This is a genomic window from Thalassotalea litorea (assembly GCF_005843925.1).
Classification (GTDB): domain Bacteria; phylum Pseudomonadota; class Gammaproteobacteria; order Enterobacterales; family Alteromonadaceae; genus Thalassotalea_A; species Thalassotalea_A litorea_A.
On sequence record NZ_VCBC01000005.1, the window covers coordinates 223,450 to 242,984 of the forward strand.

Annotated in this window: 19 protein-coding genes and 3 tRNA genes; 18 read left to right on the forward strand and 4 right to left on the reverse strand. The window is 43.1% G+C overall.

The features are described 5' to 3' along the window. Positions 1–123 precede the first annotated feature (123 nt). Positions 124–780, forward strand: a complete 657-nt coding sequence (gene queC / locus FE810_RS06410) for a 7-cyano-7-deazaguanine synthase QueC (RefSeq protein ID WP_138319317.1) — start codon at positions 124–126, stop codon at positions 778–780. Between the two features lie 226 nt (positions 781–1,006). Here the strand turns inward: queC and FE810_RS06415 are convergent, their stop codons facing one another. Then, positions 1,007–1,639 (reverse strand): hypothetical protein, encoded by a 633-nt coding sequence (locus FE810_RS06415; protein ID WP_138319197.1) that lies wholly within the window; start codon positions 1,637–1,639, stop codon positions 1,007–1,009. Positions 1,640–1,954: 315 nt separating this feature from the next. On the opposite strand from FE810_RS06415, the gene FE810_RS06420 reads away from it, so the two are divergent. After that, positions 1,955–2,161 carry a hypothetical protein gene (locus tag FE810_RS06420; RefSeq protein WP_138319198.1) on the forward strand — a complete coding sequence of 69 codons (207 nt, stop codon included), beginning with the start codon at positions 1,955–1,957 and terminating at the stop codon, positions 2,159–2,161. Between the two features lie 154 nt (positions 2,162–2,315). Here the strand turns inward: FE810_RS06420 and uvrB are convergent, their stop codons facing one another. Next, complete coding sequence (uvrB, locus tag FE810_RS06425; RefSeq protein WP_138319199.1) at positions 2,316–4,313, reverse strand: excinuclease ABC subunit UvrB; 1,998 nt, start codon at positions 4,311–4,313, stop codon at positions 2,316–2,318. A gap of 7 nt (positions 4,314–4,320) precedes the next feature. Further along, entirely contained in the window at positions 4,321–5,697 is a 1,377-nt protein-coding gene (locus FE810_RS06430; RefSeq protein ID WP_138319200.1) for an MATE family efflux transporter, read from the reverse strand. A 299-nt stretch (positions 5,698–5,996) separates the two neighbouring features. Here FE810_RS06430 and FE810_RS06435 point away from each other — a divergent pair. The 5 genes from FE810_RS06435 to FE810_RS06455 all read left to right on the forward strand — a co-directional run bounded on the left by FE810_RS06435 (position 5,997) and on the right by FE810_RS06455 (position 8,568). After that, a tRNA-Asn gene (locus FE810_RS06435) sits at positions 5,997–6,073 on the forward strand. 51 nt (positions 6,074–6,124) lie between these two features. After that, a tRNA-Asn gene (locus tag FE810_RS06440) sits at positions 6,125–6,201 on the forward strand. A 39-nt stretch (positions 6,202–6,240) separates the two neighbouring features. Next, positions 6,241–6,317: transfer RNA gene (locus tag FE810_RS06445), tRNA-Asn, on the forward strand. A gap of 463 nt (positions 6,318–6,780) precedes the next feature. After that, positions 6,781–7,878, forward strand: coding sequence for an energy transducer TonB (locus FE810_RS06450; RefSeq protein WP_138319201.1), 1,098 nt, complete (start codon positions 6,781–6,783; stop codon positions 7,876–7,878). 60 nt (positions 7,879–7,938) lie between these two features. Continuing rightward, positions 7,939–8,568 carry a LysE family translocator gene (locus FE810_RS06455; protein ID WP_138319202.1) on the forward strand — a complete coding sequence of 210 codons (630 nt, stop codon included), beginning with the start codon at positions 7,939–7,941 and terminating at the stop codon, positions 8,566–8,568. Between the two features lie 14 nt (positions 8,569–8,582). On the opposite strand, the gene FE810_RS06460 is transcribed toward FE810_RS06455, so the two are convergent. Continuing rightward, positions 8,583–8,966 (reverse strand): hypothetical protein, encoded by a 384-nt coding sequence (locus FE810_RS06460; RefSeq protein WP_138319203.1) that lies wholly within the window; start codon positions 8,964–8,966, stop codon positions 8,583–8,585. Between the two features lie 349 nt (positions 8,967–9,315). Between FE810_RS06460 and ccoN the strand changes: the two genes are divergently transcribed. The 11 genes from ccoN (at position 9,316) to ttcA (ending at position 19,500) form a co-directional block, all read left to right on the forward strand. Further along, positions 9,316–10,743: a cytochrome-c oxidase, cbb3-type subunit I gene (gene ccoN, locus FE810_RS06465; RefSeq protein WP_138319204.1), complete on the forward strand. Its 1,428-nt coding sequence runs from the start codon at positions 9,316–9,318 to the stop codon at positions 10,741–10,743. 11 nt (positions 10,744–10,754) lie between these two features. Then, complete coding sequence (gene ccoO / locus FE810_RS06470) at positions 10,755–11,423, forward strand: cytochrome-c oxidase, cbb3-type subunit II (RefSeq protein ID WP_138319205.1); 669 nt, start codon at positions 10,755–10,757, stop codon at positions 11,421–11,423. A gap of 2 nt (positions 11,424–11,425) precedes the next feature. After that, complete coding sequence (locus FE810_RS06475) at positions 11,426–11,605, forward strand: cbb3-type cytochrome oxidase subunit 3 (protein ID WP_138319206.1); 180 nt, start codon at positions 11,426–11,428, stop codon at positions 11,603–11,605. Next, a complete protein-coding gene (gene ccoP, locus FE810_RS06480; protein ID WP_138319207.1) occupies positions 11,598–12,581 on the forward strand; it encodes a cytochrome-c oxidase, cbb3-type subunit III in 984 nt (327 codons plus the stop codon). The genes FE810_RS06475 and ccoP overlap by 8 nt, the downstream gene beginning before the upstream one ends. Positions 12,582–12,796: 215 nt before the next feature. Then, the gene (locus FE810_RS06485; protein WP_138319208.1) at positions 12,797–13,279 is read left to right on the forward strand and encodes a FixH family protein; all 483 of its coding nucleotides are present in this window, start codon (positions 12,797–12,799) and stop codon (positions 13,277–13,279) included. An 8-nt stretch (positions 13,280–13,287) separates the two neighbouring features. After that, entirely contained in the window at positions 13,288–15,702 is a 2,415-nt protein-coding gene (locus tag FE810_RS06490; protein WP_246036935.1) for a heavy metal translocating P-type ATPase, read from the forward strand. Then, the gene (ccoS, locus tag FE810_RS06495; protein ID WP_138319209.1) at positions 15,699–16,010 is read left to right on the forward strand and encodes a cbb3-type cytochrome oxidase assembly protein CcoS; all 312 of its coding nucleotides are present in this window, start codon (positions 15,699–15,701) and stop codon (positions 16,008–16,010) included. The genes FE810_RS06490 and ccoS overlap by 4 nt, the downstream gene beginning before the upstream one ends. Before the next feature lie 14 nt (positions 16,011–16,024). Next, entirely contained in the window at positions 16,025–16,690 is a 666-nt protein-coding gene (locus tag FE810_RS06500) for a sulfite exporter TauE/SafE family protein (RefSeq protein ID WP_138319210.1), read from the forward strand. 42 nt (positions 16,691–16,732) lie between these two features. Continuing rightward, a complete protein-coding gene (fnr, locus tag FE810_RS06505; RefSeq protein ID WP_138319211.1) occupies positions 16,733–17,434 on the forward strand; it encodes a fumarate/nitrate reduction transcriptional regulator Fnr in 702 nt (233 codons plus the stop codon). A gap of 133 nt (positions 17,435–17,567) precedes the next feature. After that, positions 17,568–18,491, forward strand: a complete 924-nt coding sequence (uspE, locus tag FE810_RS06510) for a universal stress protein UspE (protein ID WP_138319212.1) — start codon at positions 17,568–17,570, stop codon at positions 18,489–18,491. Between the two features lie 94 nt (positions 18,492–18,585). Continuing rightward, positions 18,586–19,500: a tRNA 2-thiocytidine(32) synthetase TtcA gene (ttcA, locus tag FE810_RS06515; protein ID WP_138319213.1), complete on the forward strand. Its 915-nt coding sequence runs from the start codon at positions 18,586–18,588 to the stop codon at positions 19,498–19,500. Positions 19,501–19,535 lie beyond the last annotated feature (35 nt).

A 19,535-nucleotide genomic window follows, 5' to 3' on the forward strand; every position in this document is an offset into this window, starting at 1 on the left:
TAAAATTAGTAGCATCCGATATTATACCAGCCTGATCACATAAGTGCCTTACTAAAATGGCAAAGCACGGTGACATAAACCACTGGGTAATATAACTAAGCAAATCAATAAATGGCTGAAAATATGACAGAAAAAGTTGTGGTAATTTACTCCGGCGGTATGGATTCTTTTACCGTTCTCAACCGTGCCGTGAAAGACAACAAAGAAGTATTCGCCCTTTCTTTCGACTATGGTCAACGCCATGTCAAAGAGTTGGAATATGCCGCAAAAGTGTGTCGTGAGCTGAAAATCGAACATAAAATCATTGATATTACCAGCATCAACCAATTGCTTACTGGCTCATCTTTAACCGATGAAATTGACATCCCAGAAGGTCACTACGCCGAAGAAAGCATGAAATCCACGGTAGTTCCTAACCGTAATATGATTCTACTCTCTTTAGCCGTAGGTTATGCCGTATCCAAAGGCGCAGGTCAGGTTTATTATGGAGCCCACTCCGGTGATCACGCCATTTATCCGGATTGTCGCCCAGAGTTTGTAATGAAGATGAACGATGTGTGCAAAATTGCTAACTACGAAGCCGTCGAGATCTATTCGCCGTATCTTACCGTTTCGAAGATCGAAATATTAACGGATGGATTAACCATGGGTCTCGATTATTCGAAAACCTGGACCTGTTACAACGGTCGGGAAAAGGCATGTGGTAAGTGTGGTGCATGTCAGGAACGGTTGGAAGCGTTTGAGAAAAACCAGATAACAGACCCGCTAGCGTACGAATAACAACCTTGTCACGCCTTCGGTTTTAAAAAGGTGATAGATTTCTTGAAGTCTCAGGGATTAACCAGATTATTGGTGTAGCGGTTACGATGACAAACTGCGTCAACTTGCTTGCTTCGATTATCATTCTACGAATCCACGTCATTTCGCGAATTCATGTTATTTATGATGTCATCCCCACGAACGTGGGGATCTGTTTTTAATTAAAATGAAGTACCAGGCCAATAACTTAGCGTTTTTTGGCGTCTAATGCTTGTTGTATCTGAGCCACTTCTTGCTTGCTAAGATCCGCTCTTTCCAACAAGTGTACGATGGCTTTAGCCGTCCCACCTTCACTATTAGCACTAATGAACACCGGATGTTCACCGTCATCACTCGAGTGCACAATTTTTTTAATAATTTTAACCTCATGATCGTCGGTATCAGAGTCACTTTCGGTTTCGACGACAATCACCTTGCCTTTCGCCTTCGTTTTGCCGTGTGAAATAATCTCAACTTCTTCACCGCCCTTCTCTTTCCATTGCAATACCTGCATTTCTCCTTTATCACCCTTGCTCATAGAGACATTGCTTAACGCATCCATGACAATTTTTTGGGTCTCTTCAGGCAGACTCGCCAACTCTCTTTTTAGGGCTTTCTTGTCTTTTAACGCGGCTTCGCTCAATGACACAGTATGGGTTGTTCCATTTTCAGAAACCGTAACGTTCGCATCATCGCCATCTTCTTTGATGATCTCAATTTCTTGCTCGATAGCCTTTTCGATAACTTTTTCGCTCGCCATCGCTATCGGTGAGGCGAAGCTTAGCGTGAGAAAACTCGCACATAGAATACTTGCATAAGGTTGTTGTTTTATTATTGTCATTGTCGACTCCTTGTTTATCTGAAATTAGCATACCGAGATGTTATATGCTTGCCAACATAAGATTCCATAAGGGAATAAATGCAGGATTAAAAAGCGTATTCGCAGGAGTACACACGGAAAATTTAACCTTAAAGAAAAATAAAACGCCTCGCTTTATTTTTTTAGCTTCAAAGAAAATATGATTTAAATAAATGACTTAATCAAAATACTCGGTAACGCCCATATTTATTGACGTGAAACTATTTTTAAAAAACTACACTGAATTATTTTTTAACCTAAAATTAAGAGATGTATGGGGTTTCTTGCGAGGTTGTTATGGGTTCAGTTTGGCGCCATCACGCAGAACATTTGGCAAATTTAATTACAGAAAAAGATGAACTTAAGGCACACTTGTACCTTGAACAATTAATGTTATTCCCGGTGGATATTCAGGATAAAATTATCGAAGACATTGCCAAGTTGCCACGTTGCAGTACCGACGATATTGCTGAAATCATCAGTTATTACACAACACGGGTTTAATACCAACAATACTCTTACCAGGAAATCTCAAACTCAATGATGCCTATTTTGAATCCAGTTTGCTTGTATCGGGCCTTGTCGCCTACTGATGCTTGGGTTTAAACTTTACTGCGTCCGCCATTCACACTATCACTAACCGTATCAACCAAATGAGCTAACTGCGTAGCTGCATTTCTCTCAGTTTGGCGATTTCGTCGCGCACCGCAGCGGCTTTTTCAAATTCCAGATTACGAGCATGATCAAACATTTCATTTTCAAGTTCAGACACCTTAGCGTCAATCTCAGACGTTGATAAAATAGGAGTTTGTTCCTTCGGTTCGCCGATATTCCTTTTTCCGCTTTCCACACCAGAATCCACACCCATAACATCGGAAATACGCTTTACTAATCCCTTAGGCGTAATATTATTTTCTTCGTTGTAGACTTGTTGTTTCTCTCGACGTCGATCCGTTTCATCGATGGCACGTTTCATTGAGCCCGTAATGCGATCCCCATACAGTATCGCCCGCCCATTCAAATTTCGCGCCGCACGACCAATCGTCTGGATCAATGAGCGTTCAGACCGCAAGAAGCCTTCTTTATCGGCATCCAAAATCGCCACTAAAGAAACCTCTGGCATATCCAGCCCTTCTCGAAGCAAGTTAATACCGACCAAAACATCAAATCTACCAAGTCGTAAATCTCGAATGATTTCCATCCGCTCAACGGTATCCACATCGGAATGCAAATATCGGGTTTTTACGCCATGCTCTGTGAGGTAATCGGTTAAATCTTCGGCCATACGTTTGGTCAGCGTCGTTGCCAACACTCGCTCATTTACAGCGACCCGCTTGTGGATTTCAGACAGTAAATCATCTACCTGAGTATCTACCGGTCGCACTTCAATTTGCGGATCTAAAAGACCCGTTGGTCGAACAACCTGCTCTGCAACATCGCCACCGGATTGGTCCAATTCATATTGTGACGGCGTTGCCGACACATAAATGGTCTGGGGAGCAAGTGCCGAGAATTCCTCAAATTTCATCGGTCGGTTATCTAAGGCCGATGGTAATCGAAAACCATATTCCACCAGGTTTTGTTTCCGCGATCGGTCACCTTTATACATAGCACCGAGCTGTGGCACCGTAACGTGGGACTCATCAATGATTAACAAACCATCATCGGGCAAATAGTCAAACAACGTTGGTGGTGCTTCACCCGGACCTCGTCCAGACAGATATCGCGAGTAGTTTTCAATGCCTGAGCAATAACCAATCTCAGTCATCATTTCAATATCGAACTGGGTCCGCTGGACAATGCGTTGCTCTTCCACCAGGCGATTGTTGGATTTTAGTTGCTCAGCGCGTTCTTTTAATTCGACTTTAATTTTTTCAATCGCACCGAGGATCCGATCCCGTGGTGTCGCGTAGTGCGTTTTCGGGTAGATGGTGACACGCGGTAATATTCGTTCAACCTGGCCAGTTAAAGGGTCAAATTGACTAATTCGCTCTACTTCTTCATCAAACAGTTCAACACGCAACGCGATACGATCCGATTCTGCAGGGAAGATATCGATAACGTCGCCGCGGACCCGGTAGGTTGCCCGTTGAAACGCGACATCATTGCGGGTGTATTGTAATTCAGCCAAACGTCGCAAAATATCGCGCTGATTAATAATGTCACCCTGACGTAAGTGCAACATCATTTTCAAATAAGAATCGGGATCACCCAAACCATAGATAGCTGAAACTGACGCGATAATGATCACATCTCGACGTTCCATTAAAGCTTTCGTTGCCGATAAACGCATCTGTTCGATATGGTCGTTTATGGATGCATCTTTTTCAATAAATGTGTCCGTGGTCGGAACGTAAGCTTCCGGTTGGTAGTAGTCGTAATATGACACAAAATATTCAACCGCATTATTTGGGAAGAACTCCTTCATCTCGCCATAAAGCTGAGCCGCCAATGTTTTATTTGGCGCCAGAATCATTGTTGGACGATTTTGTTTTTCAATCACATTCGCCACGGTAAATGTTTTACCGGAGCCGGTAACCCCTAGTAAGGTTTGGTGGGCTAAACCCGCGTCAATACCATCGAGTAACTTCGCTATGGCCGTGGGTTGATCACCACTTGGGGTGTAATTAGAAACTATTTTTAAATCTTTGCTCATGCTCTACTCAGGAAGACTTTGTCTCTACCAGACACTCGGGTTGCGCAAATTGTCGGGTAAATAAATGATAAGACACGATAGCCATCAATAAATTTCCAAGCAAAGCGCCAATAAAAAGACCGTTTAATTCAAATAATTTGCTACCAAGATAAGCAAGTGGCACGTAAAACACAAACAAGCGAATGATGCTTAGCACCAGTGCAGCAATCGGTTTATGGAGTGCATTAAACGATGAATTGGTTAAAATAATGATACCCTGGAGCCCGTAGCCAAGGGGTAATATGTAGATAAACAGCTTGATGATATCAGCAACGTTTTGCTCTTTGGCGAAAACCGATGCAATCCAGGGAGCCAACAGAACCATTAATAAATAAATACCCACTTGCCATACCAAGACAAATTTTGTCGTAATTTTAAATGCCTGTTCAACGCGCGCCATTTTACCGGCTCCGAGATTCTGACTAATAAACGGCGGTAAAGTCATAGATAAGGCCAGCACAACCAGGCAGGCAATGGATTCAATTCTTGAGCCAACCCCAAAGGCCGCTACAGCAGTTTCACCATAGGATGCGACAATTGCCGTCATAACAGCTGCCGCAATTGGTGTCAGCATATTCGCACCCGCCGCAGGTAACCCGATATGCAAAATTTCCCGAGTACAACGCTTTAAAACGTCTTTATGGGGCATTTTCAAATGAATCATTTGTCGGCGAACACCTAGTATATAAAGAATGATAATCATCCCAAATGCCCAGGATATCAATGTGGCAATGGCCGCACCTTTAATGCCCATCGCCGGAACCGGTCCCCAGCCAAAAATAAAGAGTGGATCGAGCACTGCATTAATTAAACCCGCGGCCCCCATCACATAACTTGGGGTTACCGTATCACCAGCCGCTCGTAAAATGGCGTTCCCAGTCATCGGCCCGATAAGGCCTATGCTGCCAAGAAACCATAAGTCCATATAATCATGGATCATTGGCATCATTGAAGGTTTTGCGCCCAATAAGGAAAAAATCTGTTCGGAGAACACCAATCCGGCCATCGAAACGAAGCCGACAATAATCGCGGTCATTAACATCGCAACGGTCGCACTATCACGTGCCGATTCTACATCGCCCTTTCCTAAAGTTTTCGCGATAACCGCGGACGTGCCAATGCCCAGACCTATCGCCAGGCTAATGACTGTAAATGTAATGGGAAAGGTAAAACTGATCGCTGCCAAAGGCTGGGTGCCGAGCAAACTGACAAAAAATGTATCAACCAGATTAAATGTCATCAATAAAACCATGCCCAAAATCATAGGTATGGTCATATTTTTTAGCGTTCCACTAACCGGCTCGTTGAGCAGATCCTGCTTTTTCTTGCTTTTAGCTGATGTCATTAAATGCTGGGTTTATAAAGAAATGAAAGGAGCGTATTGTAAAAGATAGACTGCTTTGTTGCTAGCGACATTTATGAGCGGCGAATAAACCGCCTGTAAACCGAACAATAAGCAATCCATTATTATCCATTGCCGGACTGCTGACTTAAAAGATGGCTTGGTTTGATTATTTCCAATTCAATTTGTTCGCAAAATCAGCAATCGAAACAACATTTAAATTTATTCTTATTTTTCCTGTTGACAGTACAGTTCCAGATAGATAATATTCCGCCCCGTTAGCGAGAAGCGAACATTTTTATTCCCCTGTAGCTCAGTTGGTTAGAGCGGTGGACTGTTAATCCATGTGTCGTCTGTTCAAATCAGACCAGGGGAGCCAAATTTAAACATCAATGGCTCTTAGTTAAGCGGTTGATTAAAAAAGTATTATTCCCCTGTAGCTCAGTTGGTTAGAGCGGTGGACTGTTAATCCATGTGTCGTCTGTTCAAATCAGACCAGGGGAGCCACTTTCAATAGTAGCCTGCCTACTATGTACAATTTGTAATTCCCCTGTAGCTCAGTTGGTTAGAGCGGTGGACTGTTAATCCATGTGTCGTCTGTTCAAATCAGACCAGGGGAGCCACTTTAGAAAAGCCCGCTTTGTGCGGGCTTTTTGCTTTCCATTTATCGCTATTTCCTAGCCGCTATTAACATTCCCTGCTCTGAGGTGTAATCGAAATTGCTTTAAAGAGATGTAAAGAATGCAATATGAGCCTGCAACAAACAATGGATAGCTCATACGAAAGAGTTTTTTTCTGTCCCAAATAAACGGCAGATTAGAATCTGTTGATGTTCGCTGTGAAATTAACAGAGAGCTATTTACCTCTAAAGACGCCAGCCAATAGAAGATTCCTGTAAGCTGGAAAAACTGTAAACTATACGTTAATGTGGATAAACAAACGAGTTTGAACTGGTTGAATACCTAAGCGCTAATCCAAAACCTGTAATGGAAGAAACCACGGAATAACATAAGCCTGCACTACGTAAAATTAGGCAATCTGTGGAAACATACAGGACACACTATAAAGAACAATAAGAAAAAACCAATGCAATTGATACTTAGATATTTTCTGTTAAGCGTGACAATGCTACCAGCAATAGTCACTGCCGAGATCAAGCTTCCGCTTCCTGAAATAACCATTCCTAAAATAACCGAAGAAGTGCAACGAGAAACGGATTCAGATCAGGATTTTCAACCTGCAATGCCTCATGCCAAAGTAGGTCCAATCTACCCTATTTACTATGCGCGAAAGAAAAAAGAAGGCTGGGTTGATCTGACTTTTTCTGTCGAAAAGGACGGTTCAATCAGTAATGTGCTGGTTACCAATGATAGTGGTGGCGCTCAGTTTGTTACTGAGGCGATCAAAGCTATCAACCGTTGGAAATACAAACCCGCATTAGAATTTAAGCAACCAGTACAATCTAACATCCACAACCAGCGATTAACGTTTAAGTTCGATCGCGACAAAAAAATTCGAGAAAAAGTATACGAATTTTATATGCAAGGATTAGAGTTCATTGAGGCTCATGACCGAGATGGTATGGACGAGATATACGAACAAATTAACGACTTGAATTTTCGCAAGTACGGTGAAAAAGACTTTGCTGATGTTTACACACTAAATTATGCATCTCATATCGATGATAGCGACCTTTATTTATCTACCTTAAAAAACATAGAGCTGGTGTCAATAATTGTTACTTTTCCAGACCTATGGGCTGAACTTGCGATGGAAAAAGTAAAATTGCTGGCAGAAGATCATAAACTTGCAGAAGCGCTGTCCTTGTTAAATCATATCGAGGCAGAAAATAGTAAAACCATTGAACAAACGCGCCTTTTGTCTTCAAGGGAACAATTAAATCAGTATATAGAATCGGACATTGATTTAGTTATTGATGGAAAGACGAATAAACTGGGGATCTGGCAACACCACCTTGCCAGAAACCATTTCGCGATAACGAATCTTGAAGGCAAACTGGAAAGTCTCGATATTCGCTGCGATAACACTCGACGCCTAATTGACATTGATGGAAATAGTGAATGGCAAATCCCGAAAAAATGGAGAAATTGTGTTCTCTATTTCCAATCTGAAAAATCTGCACAATTCACCTTAATAGAATTTGCAACCCGTAAAATAGTTTAACACTATGCCTTTCGGCGCTATTTCATTACAATAGCGTCACAAAAAACATTCAAGTCACCCATAATGGATTCGTCTCTTCTTTTTCTTTTTATTCCGACCTTTTTCCTGGTCAGTATTACACCGGGTATGTGTATGACGCTCGCGCTTACATTAGGCATGAGCGTAGGTGTCCGTCGTACCATGTACATGATGCTGGGCGAACTTCTTGGTGTGGCCATTGTTGCCATTGCCGCAGTTCTGGGTGTCGCAGCCATCATGTTGAAATTTCCGTTATTATTTACCGGATTGAAACTGATCGGTGGTGCCTATTTAACATACATCGCTATCCAAATGTGGCGTTCAAAAGGCAGTATGGCGATTTCTCTGGCTCTAGAGCGCAAGACAGACACTTCTCGCTTCACCTTGTTTAGTCAGGGGTTTATAACGGCCATAGCGAACCCTAAAGGCTGGGCATTTATGATTTCCCTGCTACCGCCATTTATCAGCCCGGAGCAGTCATTTTATCTGCAACTATTAACGTTAGTGGCAATCATCCTATGTTCTGAGTTTATATGCATGATGATTTATGCGACCGGCGGCAAGACTCTGGGAATGTTGTTAGCAAATGGACGCAACGTAAAACGAGTAAACCGTATTTCTGCATTATTAATGTTTGCAGTCGCTATCTGGCTTGTATCCGATTTACTCTAATTGACGGCTTGGCGCTACTGATAGCTGACAAAGTCAAAATGTAAGGTTTTAACTTCTTGATTAACATTGACAATTACCGTCATCCGCCAAACCATTTGCGATTCTGTGCAAGCACCAATTAACACTTCGGTGGTAAAATACGATTGCTTGGAATTGAAGAAAAGTGGGATCTTACCCATGTACATATCTCGACCCTGCAAAAATGCACTTTTAATCTCGGTGTTTTTAGCATCACTAAACTGTAAATTAAGATTGAACACGTCTTCAGGGGTGATGGTCTGAACCGATGAACTAAGTATAGCGGAGCCCCACTCTGCGTTATAACGGCATGGTTCCATTCGAAAATCACACAAAGGAACACCACTTGCACCAAGATCAACGCTTTCTGTCTCGTGCATGTTGAACGATATTATTATGCTCGCGATTGCGATAATAATGACTGTGTAAAAAACCCGCATTTATTCACTTTTACTTTGCTATTTGAGGCAAATTATCCGACTTTTATATAGAAAAACCCAGTAATTTGATAAAAATTTTGATCTAGGTCAGTTTTTTACAACTCAACTGGTGACATCTGAGTGTTCAGAGATTATCATTCCTCCGAAAAATGGACTGTCTATATATTGTTGTAGTTTTGAACTATAACTATAGAAGCAAATTTTTATCGATCGGTTTGCGCCGATCGGAGCAATTTTAAACAGAAAATACTCACATCAACTTTATAATTATAAATGTGGAACCTTTAATATGAGTCAAAGCACTACGACAGAAATGGATTACAACTACAAAGTTGTACGTCAATTTACTGTAATGACTGTAATTTGGGGTATTGTTGGCACATTTGTCGGTGTGTTAATCGCTGCCCAGTTAATCTGGCCAGCTCTTAACTTTGATACGCCCTGGCTTACATACTCTCGTCTCCGTCCTCTGCACACCAATGCGGTAATTTTTGCCTTTGGTACCAGCGCCCTGTTTGCTACATCCTACTATGTCGTTCAGCGCACCTGTAAAACCACCTTATTTGGTGGTGCTCTCGTACCATTTACGTTTTGGGGCTGGCAGGCAATCATCGTTGCTGCTGCAGTCACTCTGCCGATGGGCCTGACGTCTTCAAAAGAATATGCTGAGCTGGAATGGCCAATCGATATTCTTATCGCGCTGGTCTGGGTGTCCTATGCCATCGTCTTCTTCGGTACTTTGGTGAAACGAAATACGTCACATATCTATGTTGCGAACTGGTTTTTCGGTGGTTTCATATTAACGGTTGCGGTATTGCATATAGGTAATTCTATGGCGATGCCTCTAACCCTGACTAAATCCTATTCCATTTATCCTGGCGCAATTGATGCCATGATGCAGTGGTGGTACGGCCATAATGCCGTAGGTTTCTTATTAACCGCTGGTTTCCTTGGTATGATGTATTATTTCGTACCGAAACAAGCTGAGCGCCCTGTTTACTCATATCGTTTATCTATCGTTCATTTCTGGGCGTTAGTGTCATTATACATCTGGGCAGGTCCTCACCACTTACACTACACCGCATTACCTGACTGGACTCAGTCTGTTGGTATGGTAATGTCCATTGTTCTGTTCTTACCCTCTTGGGGTGGTATGATTAACGGTATCATGACCCTGTCAGGTGCCTGGGACAAACTGCGTTCAGATCCAATCTTGCGCTTCTTGATTGTATCTCTTTCTTTCTATGGCATGTCGACCTTCGAAGGTCCAATGATGGCTATCAAATCCGTAAATGCTCTGTCTCATTATACGGACTGGACTGTTGGTCACGTTCACTCTGGTGCCCTAGGTTGGGTAGCGATGATCTCGATTGGTTCAATGTACTATTTGATTCCAACTGTATTTAACAAGCCTAAAATGCACTCGATCAAACTGATCAATGTACATTTCTGGTTGCACACAACAGGTATTGTTCTTTACATCGTAGCAATGTGGATTTCCGGTGTGATGCAGGGTTTGATGTGGCGTGCGGTGAATACCGACGGTACCTTAACCTACAGCTTCGTTGAAAGCTTACAAGCTTCATATCCATTCTACACTATGCGTTTTATTGGCGGTTGTTTCGTCGTCGTTGGTTTCTTACTAATGGCCTACAACATGTTTAAAACCATAGGTTCAAAAGAAGAAGGCTCGCAGCGCGAAGCTGTTACGGCTTAAGGACGGAAACGATGAATAGACATGAAAAAGTAGAACAACACGTCGGTTGGTTTTTTATTGTAACCATTCTGGCCATCAGTATTGGTGGTCTGGTTGAAATCACGCCATTGTTTTTCCAAAAGGAAACGACGCAGCCTGTAGATAGCTTGCGTCCGTATACTGCTCTGGAAATGGAAGGTCGTGATATTTATATTCGTGAAGGTTGTAATAACTGCCATTCGCAAATGATTCGCCCACTTCGTGCCGAAACCGAGCGTTACGGTCACTATAGTGTTGCTGGTGAATCCGTTTGGGAACACCCATTTTTGTGGGGTTCTAAACGTACCGGTCCAGATTTGGCCCGCGTAGGTCAACGTTACTCCGATGACTGGCATTATGCGCACTTAATGGATCCTCGTTCCGTGGTTCCAGAGTCGAATATGCCTTCTTATAAATGGCTGGCTGAAACAGAAATCTCCAATGAGCTTTCCGCTCGGAAGATGCAGCTGTTTAATAAGTTGACAAAAAATCGTAGTCATAAGGATGAAGAAGGAAATCCAATCCCTCTTTATTCCGATGAAGATATCGCCAATGCTGGTGCGGAATTTTCCACCACAAAAAGCATTACTGGTAAGGATGGTCTGACGGAAATGGACGCCCTTATCGCTTACTTACAATCACTAGGTCACGCGTTGAAGTAATTATGGATTACGGCACTTTAAGAGGCATATTTACTGTTATTATCTTTGTACTATTTATTATTATAGTAGTATGGGCTTTTAGCAGAAAACGTAAGACTTCATTCGATGAAGCTGCCAATTCTATCTTCGACGAAGATGATAACGTGAACAAAGAAAAACAGGAGACTAATAAGAATGTCTAGCTTCTGGAGTATATGGATCACAGTTCTTACCCTAGGCACGTTAATCGGATGCTATCTTCTGCTCCGATGGACGTTAACAAATTTCACTGGGGTGGAAGAAGGTGAATCCATGGGCCACGAATTCGATGGCATCGAGGAATTAAACAATCCTCTTCCAAAATGGTGGAGTACTTTCTTTCTGGTAACGATTATATGGGGCTTTATATACTTAGCCCTGTATCCAGGTCTTGGAAATTTTAAAGGCTTGTTTGGATGGAAAAGCTCGAACCAAGGGATTACCAGCCTGGCGGATTCTAAAGCACAAAGCCAAGCCGCAAAAGAAGCGGGATTATTGGTGCAATATGACCGCGAAATTGATTCTGCTCAAGAACGTTTTGGACCAATTTTTGAAGGCCTTGCCAAGCAAGACTATAGCGAATTGGTGAAAAACGAAGAAGCCCTGCGTATTGGTCAGCGTTTGTTTTTACAAAACTGTGCTCAGTGTCACGGCTCTGACGGAAAAGGCACCACTGGCTTCCCTGACCTGACGGACGGTGATTGGTTATATGGCGGTTCGCCTGAAGCCATCGAGGAAACCTTACTTCATGGTCGTAAGGCCCAAGGTATGATTGCCTGGAATACCATGCTTGGTGGCGAGCAAGGGGTGAAAGAAGTTGCCGCCTATGTTCGTAGCATGAGTGGTATGGAAGTGGATTCAGAATTAGCCGATGCAGGTAAAGAGAAGTTTGCCATGTGCGTAGCATGTCACGGTGCTGATGGTGAAGGTAGCCAGGCAATGGGTATTGCTTTAGGCGCTCCTCGACTAAACGACGATATCTGGCTATATGGTGGTTCACCTCGAGCCGTTGAAGCAAGTATCCGTAATGGTCGCGCTGGTGTGATGCCTGCCTGGAAAGATTTTCTTGGCGAAGATAAAATCCGCGTAGTCAGTGCCTACGTTTATAGCTTGTCTGCTGAAAATACAGAAAGCGAATAATCCAGACCCCGATAAACCCTGTACAAAATTATTGTACAGGGTTTATTTTTGTCTGAAACCAGGTCCCGCCTTAACAGGTTAAATCAGCATAGGTTTCTTTAACCTCATTCAGTTATCAACCCGATATCTATGCTTATTTAACTTCACAGCGAAAAGCGTTAAAATTGCACATTCCGTAATCCACTGACCTTTTTCACTCAACAATAGGTTTTTTTATGACAACCCGCTGGTACAAAGAGCCCTGGGCTTATTTCGTTTTCTTCCTCCCGCTTAGTGCCGTCATTGCCGGTATTACCACATTTATCATCGCCAATACGAATGCTGATACCGTTGTCGTTGATGACTATTACAAAAAAGGTAAAAGCATTAATCTGGAAATTTCTAAAATAAAGGAAGCAGAAAAACTCGGCGTAACTTTCGATATGAAAGTATCGGATACTGAGATCATTTTAAAACCGACCGGAAATGAATCCAGCTTTGCGTTGCTTAACGTCAGTTTCTATCACCCTACTCTCGCGGCACGAGATTTTAATCTGGTACTGACCGCCGATGGGAATGGTTGGTATCGACAAACGTTTGAGCAATCCATTGATGGTAAATGGCGTATTCAGGTTTTACCTTTTGATAAGCGCTGGAAGCTGCAAACCACAGTGGCGTTACCTCAATCTGACTTCAGGCCTTTTGAATTACAATATTGATGATCAACATGGATTGTTTTCATTGCGGTGAAGTAATACCACCGGGGTTGAGTCTTAACGTCACCATACATGGTAAATCTGAGCCCATGTGCTGCATCGGTTGTCAGGCGGTTGCAGAGGCAATTGTTGACAACAACCTCGACGATTATTACCGTTTCAGAACCGAAAAAGGCAATAAGGCAAACGCCGATATCCCACAACAGTTGCAGGTCAGTCAATTTGTTGATGATCAACAGCTGCAATCCGAGTTTACTTTTGAAACCGATGGCCACCAGGAAACCATTTTGTCTATCGAGGGTATGAGCTGTGCGGCTTGTGCCTGGTTGATAGAAAAGCAACTGTCCCCACAAACCGGAATTATCAAAGCTCAAGTCAATGCGACAACGCAACGTGCAACGATCGCCTGGGATAAAGAGCAAGTTAAGCTCAGCGACATCATTACCGCGATTGCCCGGATCGGCTATTCAGCCTTACCATTTAAAGCTAACGCCACGGAAATAAAAAACAACCAACAAAGCAAAGCCTTTATTCGACGGCTTGGCATCAGCGGCATTCTGACCATGCAGGTTATGATGATCGCCTTTGGTTTGTATTTTGGTGCGTTTAGTGATTTAAGTGAACACAATTTAATGTATTTGCGTGCCACAAGTCTGGTTCTCACCTTGCCGATCGTCACCTACGGTGCCTTTCCGTTCTATCTCGGTGCCATAAACGCGCTCAAGGGCCGCCGGTTAACGATGGATGTTCCGGTTGCCATTGCGATAAGTCTGGCATTTATGGCCAGTTGCTGGGCGACCTTCTACCAGCAAGGGGAAGTCTATTTCGAATCTGTTGCTATGTTTACCTTTTTGCTATTGATTGGAAAGTTTATGGAGTTCAGAGCTCGGGCGCGTGCTGCGGAAGTGTCAGCCAACCTGTTAAAACTAATGCCTTTGTCGGCAACGTTAATAGAGGGTGACAAAGAAACGATCGTCAGTGCCAAACATCTGAATATTGGCGATATGTGTCTAGTAAAACCGGGAGAAACCATTCCCGGAGATGGTGTCATTATGCAAGGGGAAACCAGCATTAATGAAGCCATGTTAACTGGTGAGTCGGCGCCGGTAAGCAAAACAATGGGCGATCAAGTGTTCGCAGGAACCGTCAATACCGATGGTAATTTACAAATTAAAATTAACGCGACTAACGCCGACAATTTTCTTACCAATATTATTCGCATTAGCGAGAAAGCCCAAAACCACAAACCAGCGATTGCAAAACTTTCGGATAAAATAGCCCAGTATTTTGTGGCGATCATTCTAATTACCGCGGTTTTCACTTGGTTTTATTGGGCGCAGGAAGACGCCAGCCATGCATTTTGGGTCACTATTTCAGTATTAGTGGCAACCTGTCCCTGTGCGTTGTCACTGGCGACACCAACCGCATTGACCTGCGGTACTATTCGCTTAAACCGTCATGGTATTATGGTTAAAAGCGCCCACGTTATCGAAACGATGAATCAGGTTGATACCTATGCGTTTGATAAAACCGGTACCCTGACCCATGGCAAGTTTTCATTAAATGATGTCAAACTATATCCTTGTGAGCTTAATAAAGAACAGGTATTGGCATTGGCGAGTGCTTTAGAAATCAATTCTCAGCACCCTATTGCGGATGCCTTTGCACCATACAGACGCCACGACATCAACATCACCAATGCCCAAACCTATACTAGTTGTGGTGTTAAAGGTTTGTATCAAGGAAAGAATGTATTGATTGGCAAAGCCAGTTGGGTCAAGCAATGTATCGGTCACACCGACCGTGCAGAAGCGGATGCTTCGTCAATACAAAGTAATTGCATTCTGGCCTTTGATGATCAGCTAATTGCGGAGTTTTTTCTCGATGACGACATTCGTGAAGATGCTCCATCGGTACTTGCACAACTTAACCAGTCCGCTGACACCCAATTACTCAGTGGAGATAACTTAGCCGGTGTTGAGCGTTTTGCCAAACACATGGCTAGCCAGGGTGGAAAATTTAATGCCGTGCAAGGTAACCTGAGCGCAGCACAAAAGCTGGAAACCCTACGAGCGTTAACCGAACAACAAAAAAATGTTGCTATGGTTGGTGATGGCGTCAATGACGCGCCAGTATTTGCCGGAGCTCATGTGTCTATCGCGATGGGCAGTGGCACCGAAATCGCCAAAACCGGAGCCGATGTTATTTTACTGGATAACCGTTTGTCCAGCTTGCTATCCTTAAAAGATACATCGAAGCGTACGCAAGGTATTATCAAACAAAACTTTATCTGGGCGATGGCCTATAATGCGATCGTGCTTCCTTTAGCGGTATGTGGTTATATAACACCATATTTTGCTGTATTAGGAATGTCCGCCAGCTCTCTGATTGTGGTTACAAACTCCTTAAGGCTCTTGAAAAAATGAGTGTGATTTACATATTAATTCCTATCGCGATACTATTTACAGCGGTCGCCATTTATCTGTTTTTCTGGGCAGTGAAATCTGAGCAATTCGATGATTTAGAAAAACAAGGAATGAGCATTTTGTTCGACGACGAGCCGGTAAACCGTGCCCAGTCAACGGAAGAATCGAAAGCCGCCGTGAATGCTAGTGCTATGACTGATGCTGTTACCGATACTGTCGATACTAATACCAATCCCGATGTCGACGTTGGTTCCGGTGTCGAAAATAAGAGCAAGGCTAGCGATAACGCTACTTCTGCGGATAACTAGTCAAAGGCCTGCCAATGGAAATGGATGTCATCTCTGCGTTTATTGTCGGTCTTGCCGGTGCTGGTCATTGTATTGCAATGTGCGGCGGCATTACGTCGATGCTAACTCAGTCGATTGGTCGAGATAAACCGCCCGCAACGCTGATTATTTCTTATAATCTTGGCCGCATATTTTCCTACACTATTGCTGGTGTTATTGCTGGCTTTACCGGTTCATTGGCAGCCAAGTCGATTGGCCTACCGATCGCAGTATTACAGCTGATAGCTGCAGTATTTTTAATTTTACTCGGCTTATATGTTGGACAATGGTTGTTCCTGTTGCATCGGGTCGAGGCGATGGGTAAACACCTTTGGCGGCATATACAGCCATTTTCGAAACGATTCTTGCCAGTCATGTCAAGTGCTCAGGCATTGGCGTTAGGCGCCATCTGGGGTTGGTTACCTTGTGGATTGGTCTATTCAACACTCACCTGGAGCATGGCTAGTGGCGATGCGTTACAAGGCGGCGCCATCATGCTCGCCTTTGGTTTAGGAACATTACCCGCATTGTTTACCTTAAGTGTGAGCTTTAGTTGGTTGACCGACCAATTACGGAAACACTGGGTCAAAAAAGCCAGCGGTGGATTTTTACTAATCTACGGAATTTACTCATTAAATATTGCACTCAAAAACCTGTTTTAGTACTCTTGTCGTTAAAGTTTTAACGTATCCATCACTGTATTTATGTCTACATCCCCAAATATTTCTTGTGCCAATTGCCGAATCAGCGAACTGTGTCTGCCATTCAGCTTGTCAAACAGTGAATTAAATTTGCTGGATGAAATCATAAAACGCAAAAAACCAATCCAAAAAAATCAGACGTTGTTTAAAATTGGCGATACTCTGAGTGGTTTGTATGCAATCCGTTCTGGCACATTTAAATCCTATATCGAAAACGCCCAAGGGGAACATCAAGTCACTGGGTTTCATTTACCAGGCGATGTCATCGGCTTTGATGCCCTAGCAGATAAAACGCACCCAGGTACAACTCAAGCGTTAGAAACCGCGATGGTATGCGAGATCCCTTATGATGTTCTCGACCAGCTATCAAACCAGATCCCACGGTTAAAAATGCAGATTATGTCGTTGATGAGCGCTGAGCTTAACTATAACCAGCGCCATTTGTTAAGCATTAACCAAGAAAGTGCGGCGCAAAAACTGGCCCGATTTTTAGTCAAATTTGGTGACCGACTAGCAGAAAGACAACTATCATCAAAAGAATTCCAATTACCTATGACTCGCACTGACCTGGGTAACTACCTTGGGTTAACCGTCGAAACCGTTTCCAGGTTATTAAGTCGCTTTCAGCAAAACCAGTGGATTACACTGGATAAAAAATTCGTCACAATTATCGATCATAGTGCACTTCTCCAACTTACTGATTAAGCCCCCGCTATAACTCACTTTTTATTTGTATCCCTGTCAATATCGGATTAAGCTTAATACCAGTCGAACTGACGCAAATTGAACCAGTCAATCTGTATTCACGTAATCTCAATTGCTGACAAAGGGTGGAGCTATGGAAAGGTATCGAAATATTCTGGTGGTCGTTGATCCCGATAGTGACGATCAAAAAGCATTGCAAAGAGCATGCACGATTGCCAAACAGACGGGTGACAAAATTACCGCATTACTGGTGATTTTTGATTTTTCCTATGAAATGACGACCATGCTTTCTGGTGATGAACGCGAAGCAATGCGAAAATCGGTCGTTAAAGACCGTCAATCCTGGCTCGACGACTTAGTTAAAGAGTATGATCATCCCATGGAAACGAAAGCCGTCTGGCACAACCGTCCATTTGAAGTGATTATCGAAGAAGTCATTAAAAACAAGTTTGATGTTGTCGTAAAAAGTACCCACGAGCACCCTACTTTACAGTCCGTTATTTTTACGCCAACAGATTGGCATTTAATTCGTAAATGTCCAGTTCCATTACTTTTGGTTAAAGATCATGAATGGCCTGAAAATGGTCATATCCTTGCGGCGGTCAATGCCAGTAGCGAAGAAGAAAGTCATCGTGCATTAAACAACACAATCACCGACGCGGCTCTTACCTTGAGTAAATTGATCACTGCCGATGTGCATTTGGTAAATTCTTATCCTGGTACCCCAGTAAATATCGCCATTGAGATCCCTGAATTCGATGCCGGTGAATACAACAAAACAATGCGTGAGCATCATCAGAAAATGATGGAAGAACATGCGAAAAAATACCAAATAGAATCTCAATACCTACATGTTGAAGAAGGTCTGCCGGAGGATGTGATTGAAAAAGTCGCGAATGATATTGATGCAGAGCTTGTTATACTCGGCACAATTGGCAGAACCGGTTTATCCGCCGTATTTATTGGTAATACCGCCGAGCATGTCATTGACAGACTAAATTGTGATTTACTCGCATTAAAGCCAGATGGTTACATTTCACCCATTGAAGAATCGTAACAAATAACCATAAAAATGGACGCAAAGCGTTGAAACCGTTTGCCCCGGCACCTGGCTTGGCTATAATACGCCCTTTTTTGCATGGGTTGGTTACATGTCCACACAAGTAGCATTTGAAAAACAGCAGTTAAAACAGCTGGAAAAGCGATTTCGTCACCACGTTGGCAAGGCGATCAGTGATTACAAGATGATCGAAGACGGCGACAAGGTGATGGTATGCTTGTCAGGTGGTGCAGACAGTTACACCATGCTCGATATTCTTCTTAAATTAAAAGCTTCGGCGCCAATCAAGTTTGATATTGTTGCCGTTAACCTCGATCAGAAGCAACCGGGTTTTCCTGAACATATTTTACCGGAATACCTGCAACAACTCGGTGTTGACTATCAAATCGTCGAAGAAGACACCTACGCGATTGTCAAAGACAAAATTCCTGAAGGAAAAACCACCTGTAGCCTCTGTTCACGTTTACGTCGCGCCATATTGTACAAGGCCGCAATAGCACTAGGAGCCACAAAAATCGCATTAGGTCACCACCGCGATGATATGATCGAAACCCTATTGCTTAATATGTTTTTCAACGGCAAAACTAAAACCATGCCCGCAAAACTGGTTAGCGATAACGGCGAACACGTCGTGATACGTCCTCTTGCTTATGCAAAAGAGAAAGAAATAAAACAATACGCTAAGCTTAAACAATTCCCAATTATTCCTTGTAATTTATGCGGAAGTCAGCCAAATCTGCAGCGACAAAACATCAAAGCCATGTTGCGTGACTGGGATGAACGTTTCCCGGGCCGGGCCGAATCTATCTTTACCGCAATGCAAAATATTGTGCCTTCGCATATGGCCGACCAACAACTGTTTGATTTTAAAAATGTCGATCTCGAATCGGGTGTAATTAACGGTGGTGACCTGGCATTTGATCCCGAACCGATCGCACCGGAAAATTTAGCAACAGATCACAACGCGAATATTCAACAGTCGATTAACATCGTTGAAATAAAATAACGGAAAATCGCCGTTTTTAGCAAATATTCCGTAAA

Coding starts and splice junctions, on each gene's coding strand:
- FE810_RS06420 (WP_138319198.1), top strand. CDS start 1,955: ATGGGTTCAGTTTGGCGCCATCACGCAGAACATTTGGCAAATTTAATT.
- FE810_RS06415 (WP_138319197.1), bottom strand. CDS start 1,639: ATGACAATAATAAAACAACAACCTTATGCAAGTATTCTATGTGCGAGT.
- FE810_RS06460 (WP_138319203.1), bottom strand. CDS start 8,966: ATGCACGAGACAGAAAGCGTTGATCTTGGTGCAAGTGGTGTTCCTTTG.
- ccoS (WP_138319209.1), top strand. CDS start 15,699: ATGAGTGTGATTTACATATTAATTCCTATCGCGATACTATTTACAGCG.
- ccoO (WP_138319205.1), top strand. CDS start 10,755: ATGAATAGACATGAAAAAGTAGAACAACACGTCGGTTGGTTTTTTATT.
- FE810_RS06490 (WP_246036935.1), top strand. CDS start 13,288: ATGGATTGTTTTCATTGCGGTGAAGTAATACCACCGGGGTTGAGTCTT.
- fnr (WP_138319211.1), top strand. CDS start 16,733: ATGTCTACATCCCCAAATATTTCTTGTGCCAATTGCCGAATCAGCGAA.
- queC (WP_138319317.1), top strand. CDS start 124: ATGACAGAAAAAGTTGTGGTAATTTACTCCGGCGGTATGGATTCTTTT.
- FE810_RS06485 (WP_138319208.1), top strand. CDS start 12,797: ATGACAACCCGCTGGTACAAAGAGCCCTGGGCTTATTTCGTTTTCTTC.
- FE810_RS06430 (WP_138319200.1), bottom strand. CDS start 5,697: ATGACATCAGCTAAAAGCAAGAAAAAGCAGGATCTGCTCAACGAGCCG.
- FE810_RS06450 (WP_138319201.1), top strand. CDS start 6,781: ATGCAATTGATACTTAGATATTTTCTGTTAAGCGTGACAATGCTACCA.
- uspE (WP_138319212.1), top strand. CDS start 17,568: ATGGAAAGGTATCGAAATATTCTGGTGGTCGTTGATCCCGATAGTGAC.
- ccoP (WP_138319207.1), top strand. CDS start 11,598: ATGTCTAGCTTCTGGAGTATATGGATCACAGTTCTTACCCTAGGCACG.
- uvrB (WP_138319199.1), bottom strand. CDS start 4,313: ATGAGCAAAGATTTAAAAATAGTTTCTAATTACACCCCAAGTGGTGAT.
- FE810_RS06475 (WP_138319206.1), top strand. CDS start 11,426: ATGGATTACGGCACTTTAAGAGGCATATTTACTGTTATTATCTTTGTA.
- ttcA (WP_138319213.1), top strand. CDS start 18,586: ATGTCCACACAAGTAGCATTTGAAAAACAGCAGTTAAAACAGCTGGAA.
- FE810_RS06500 (WP_138319210.1), top strand. CDS start 16,025: ATGGAAATGGATGTCATCTCTGCGTTTATTGTCGGTCTTGCCGGTGCT.
- ccoN (WP_138319204.1), top strand. CDS start 9,316: ATGAGTCAAAGCACTACGACAGAAATGGATTACAACTACAAAGTTGTA.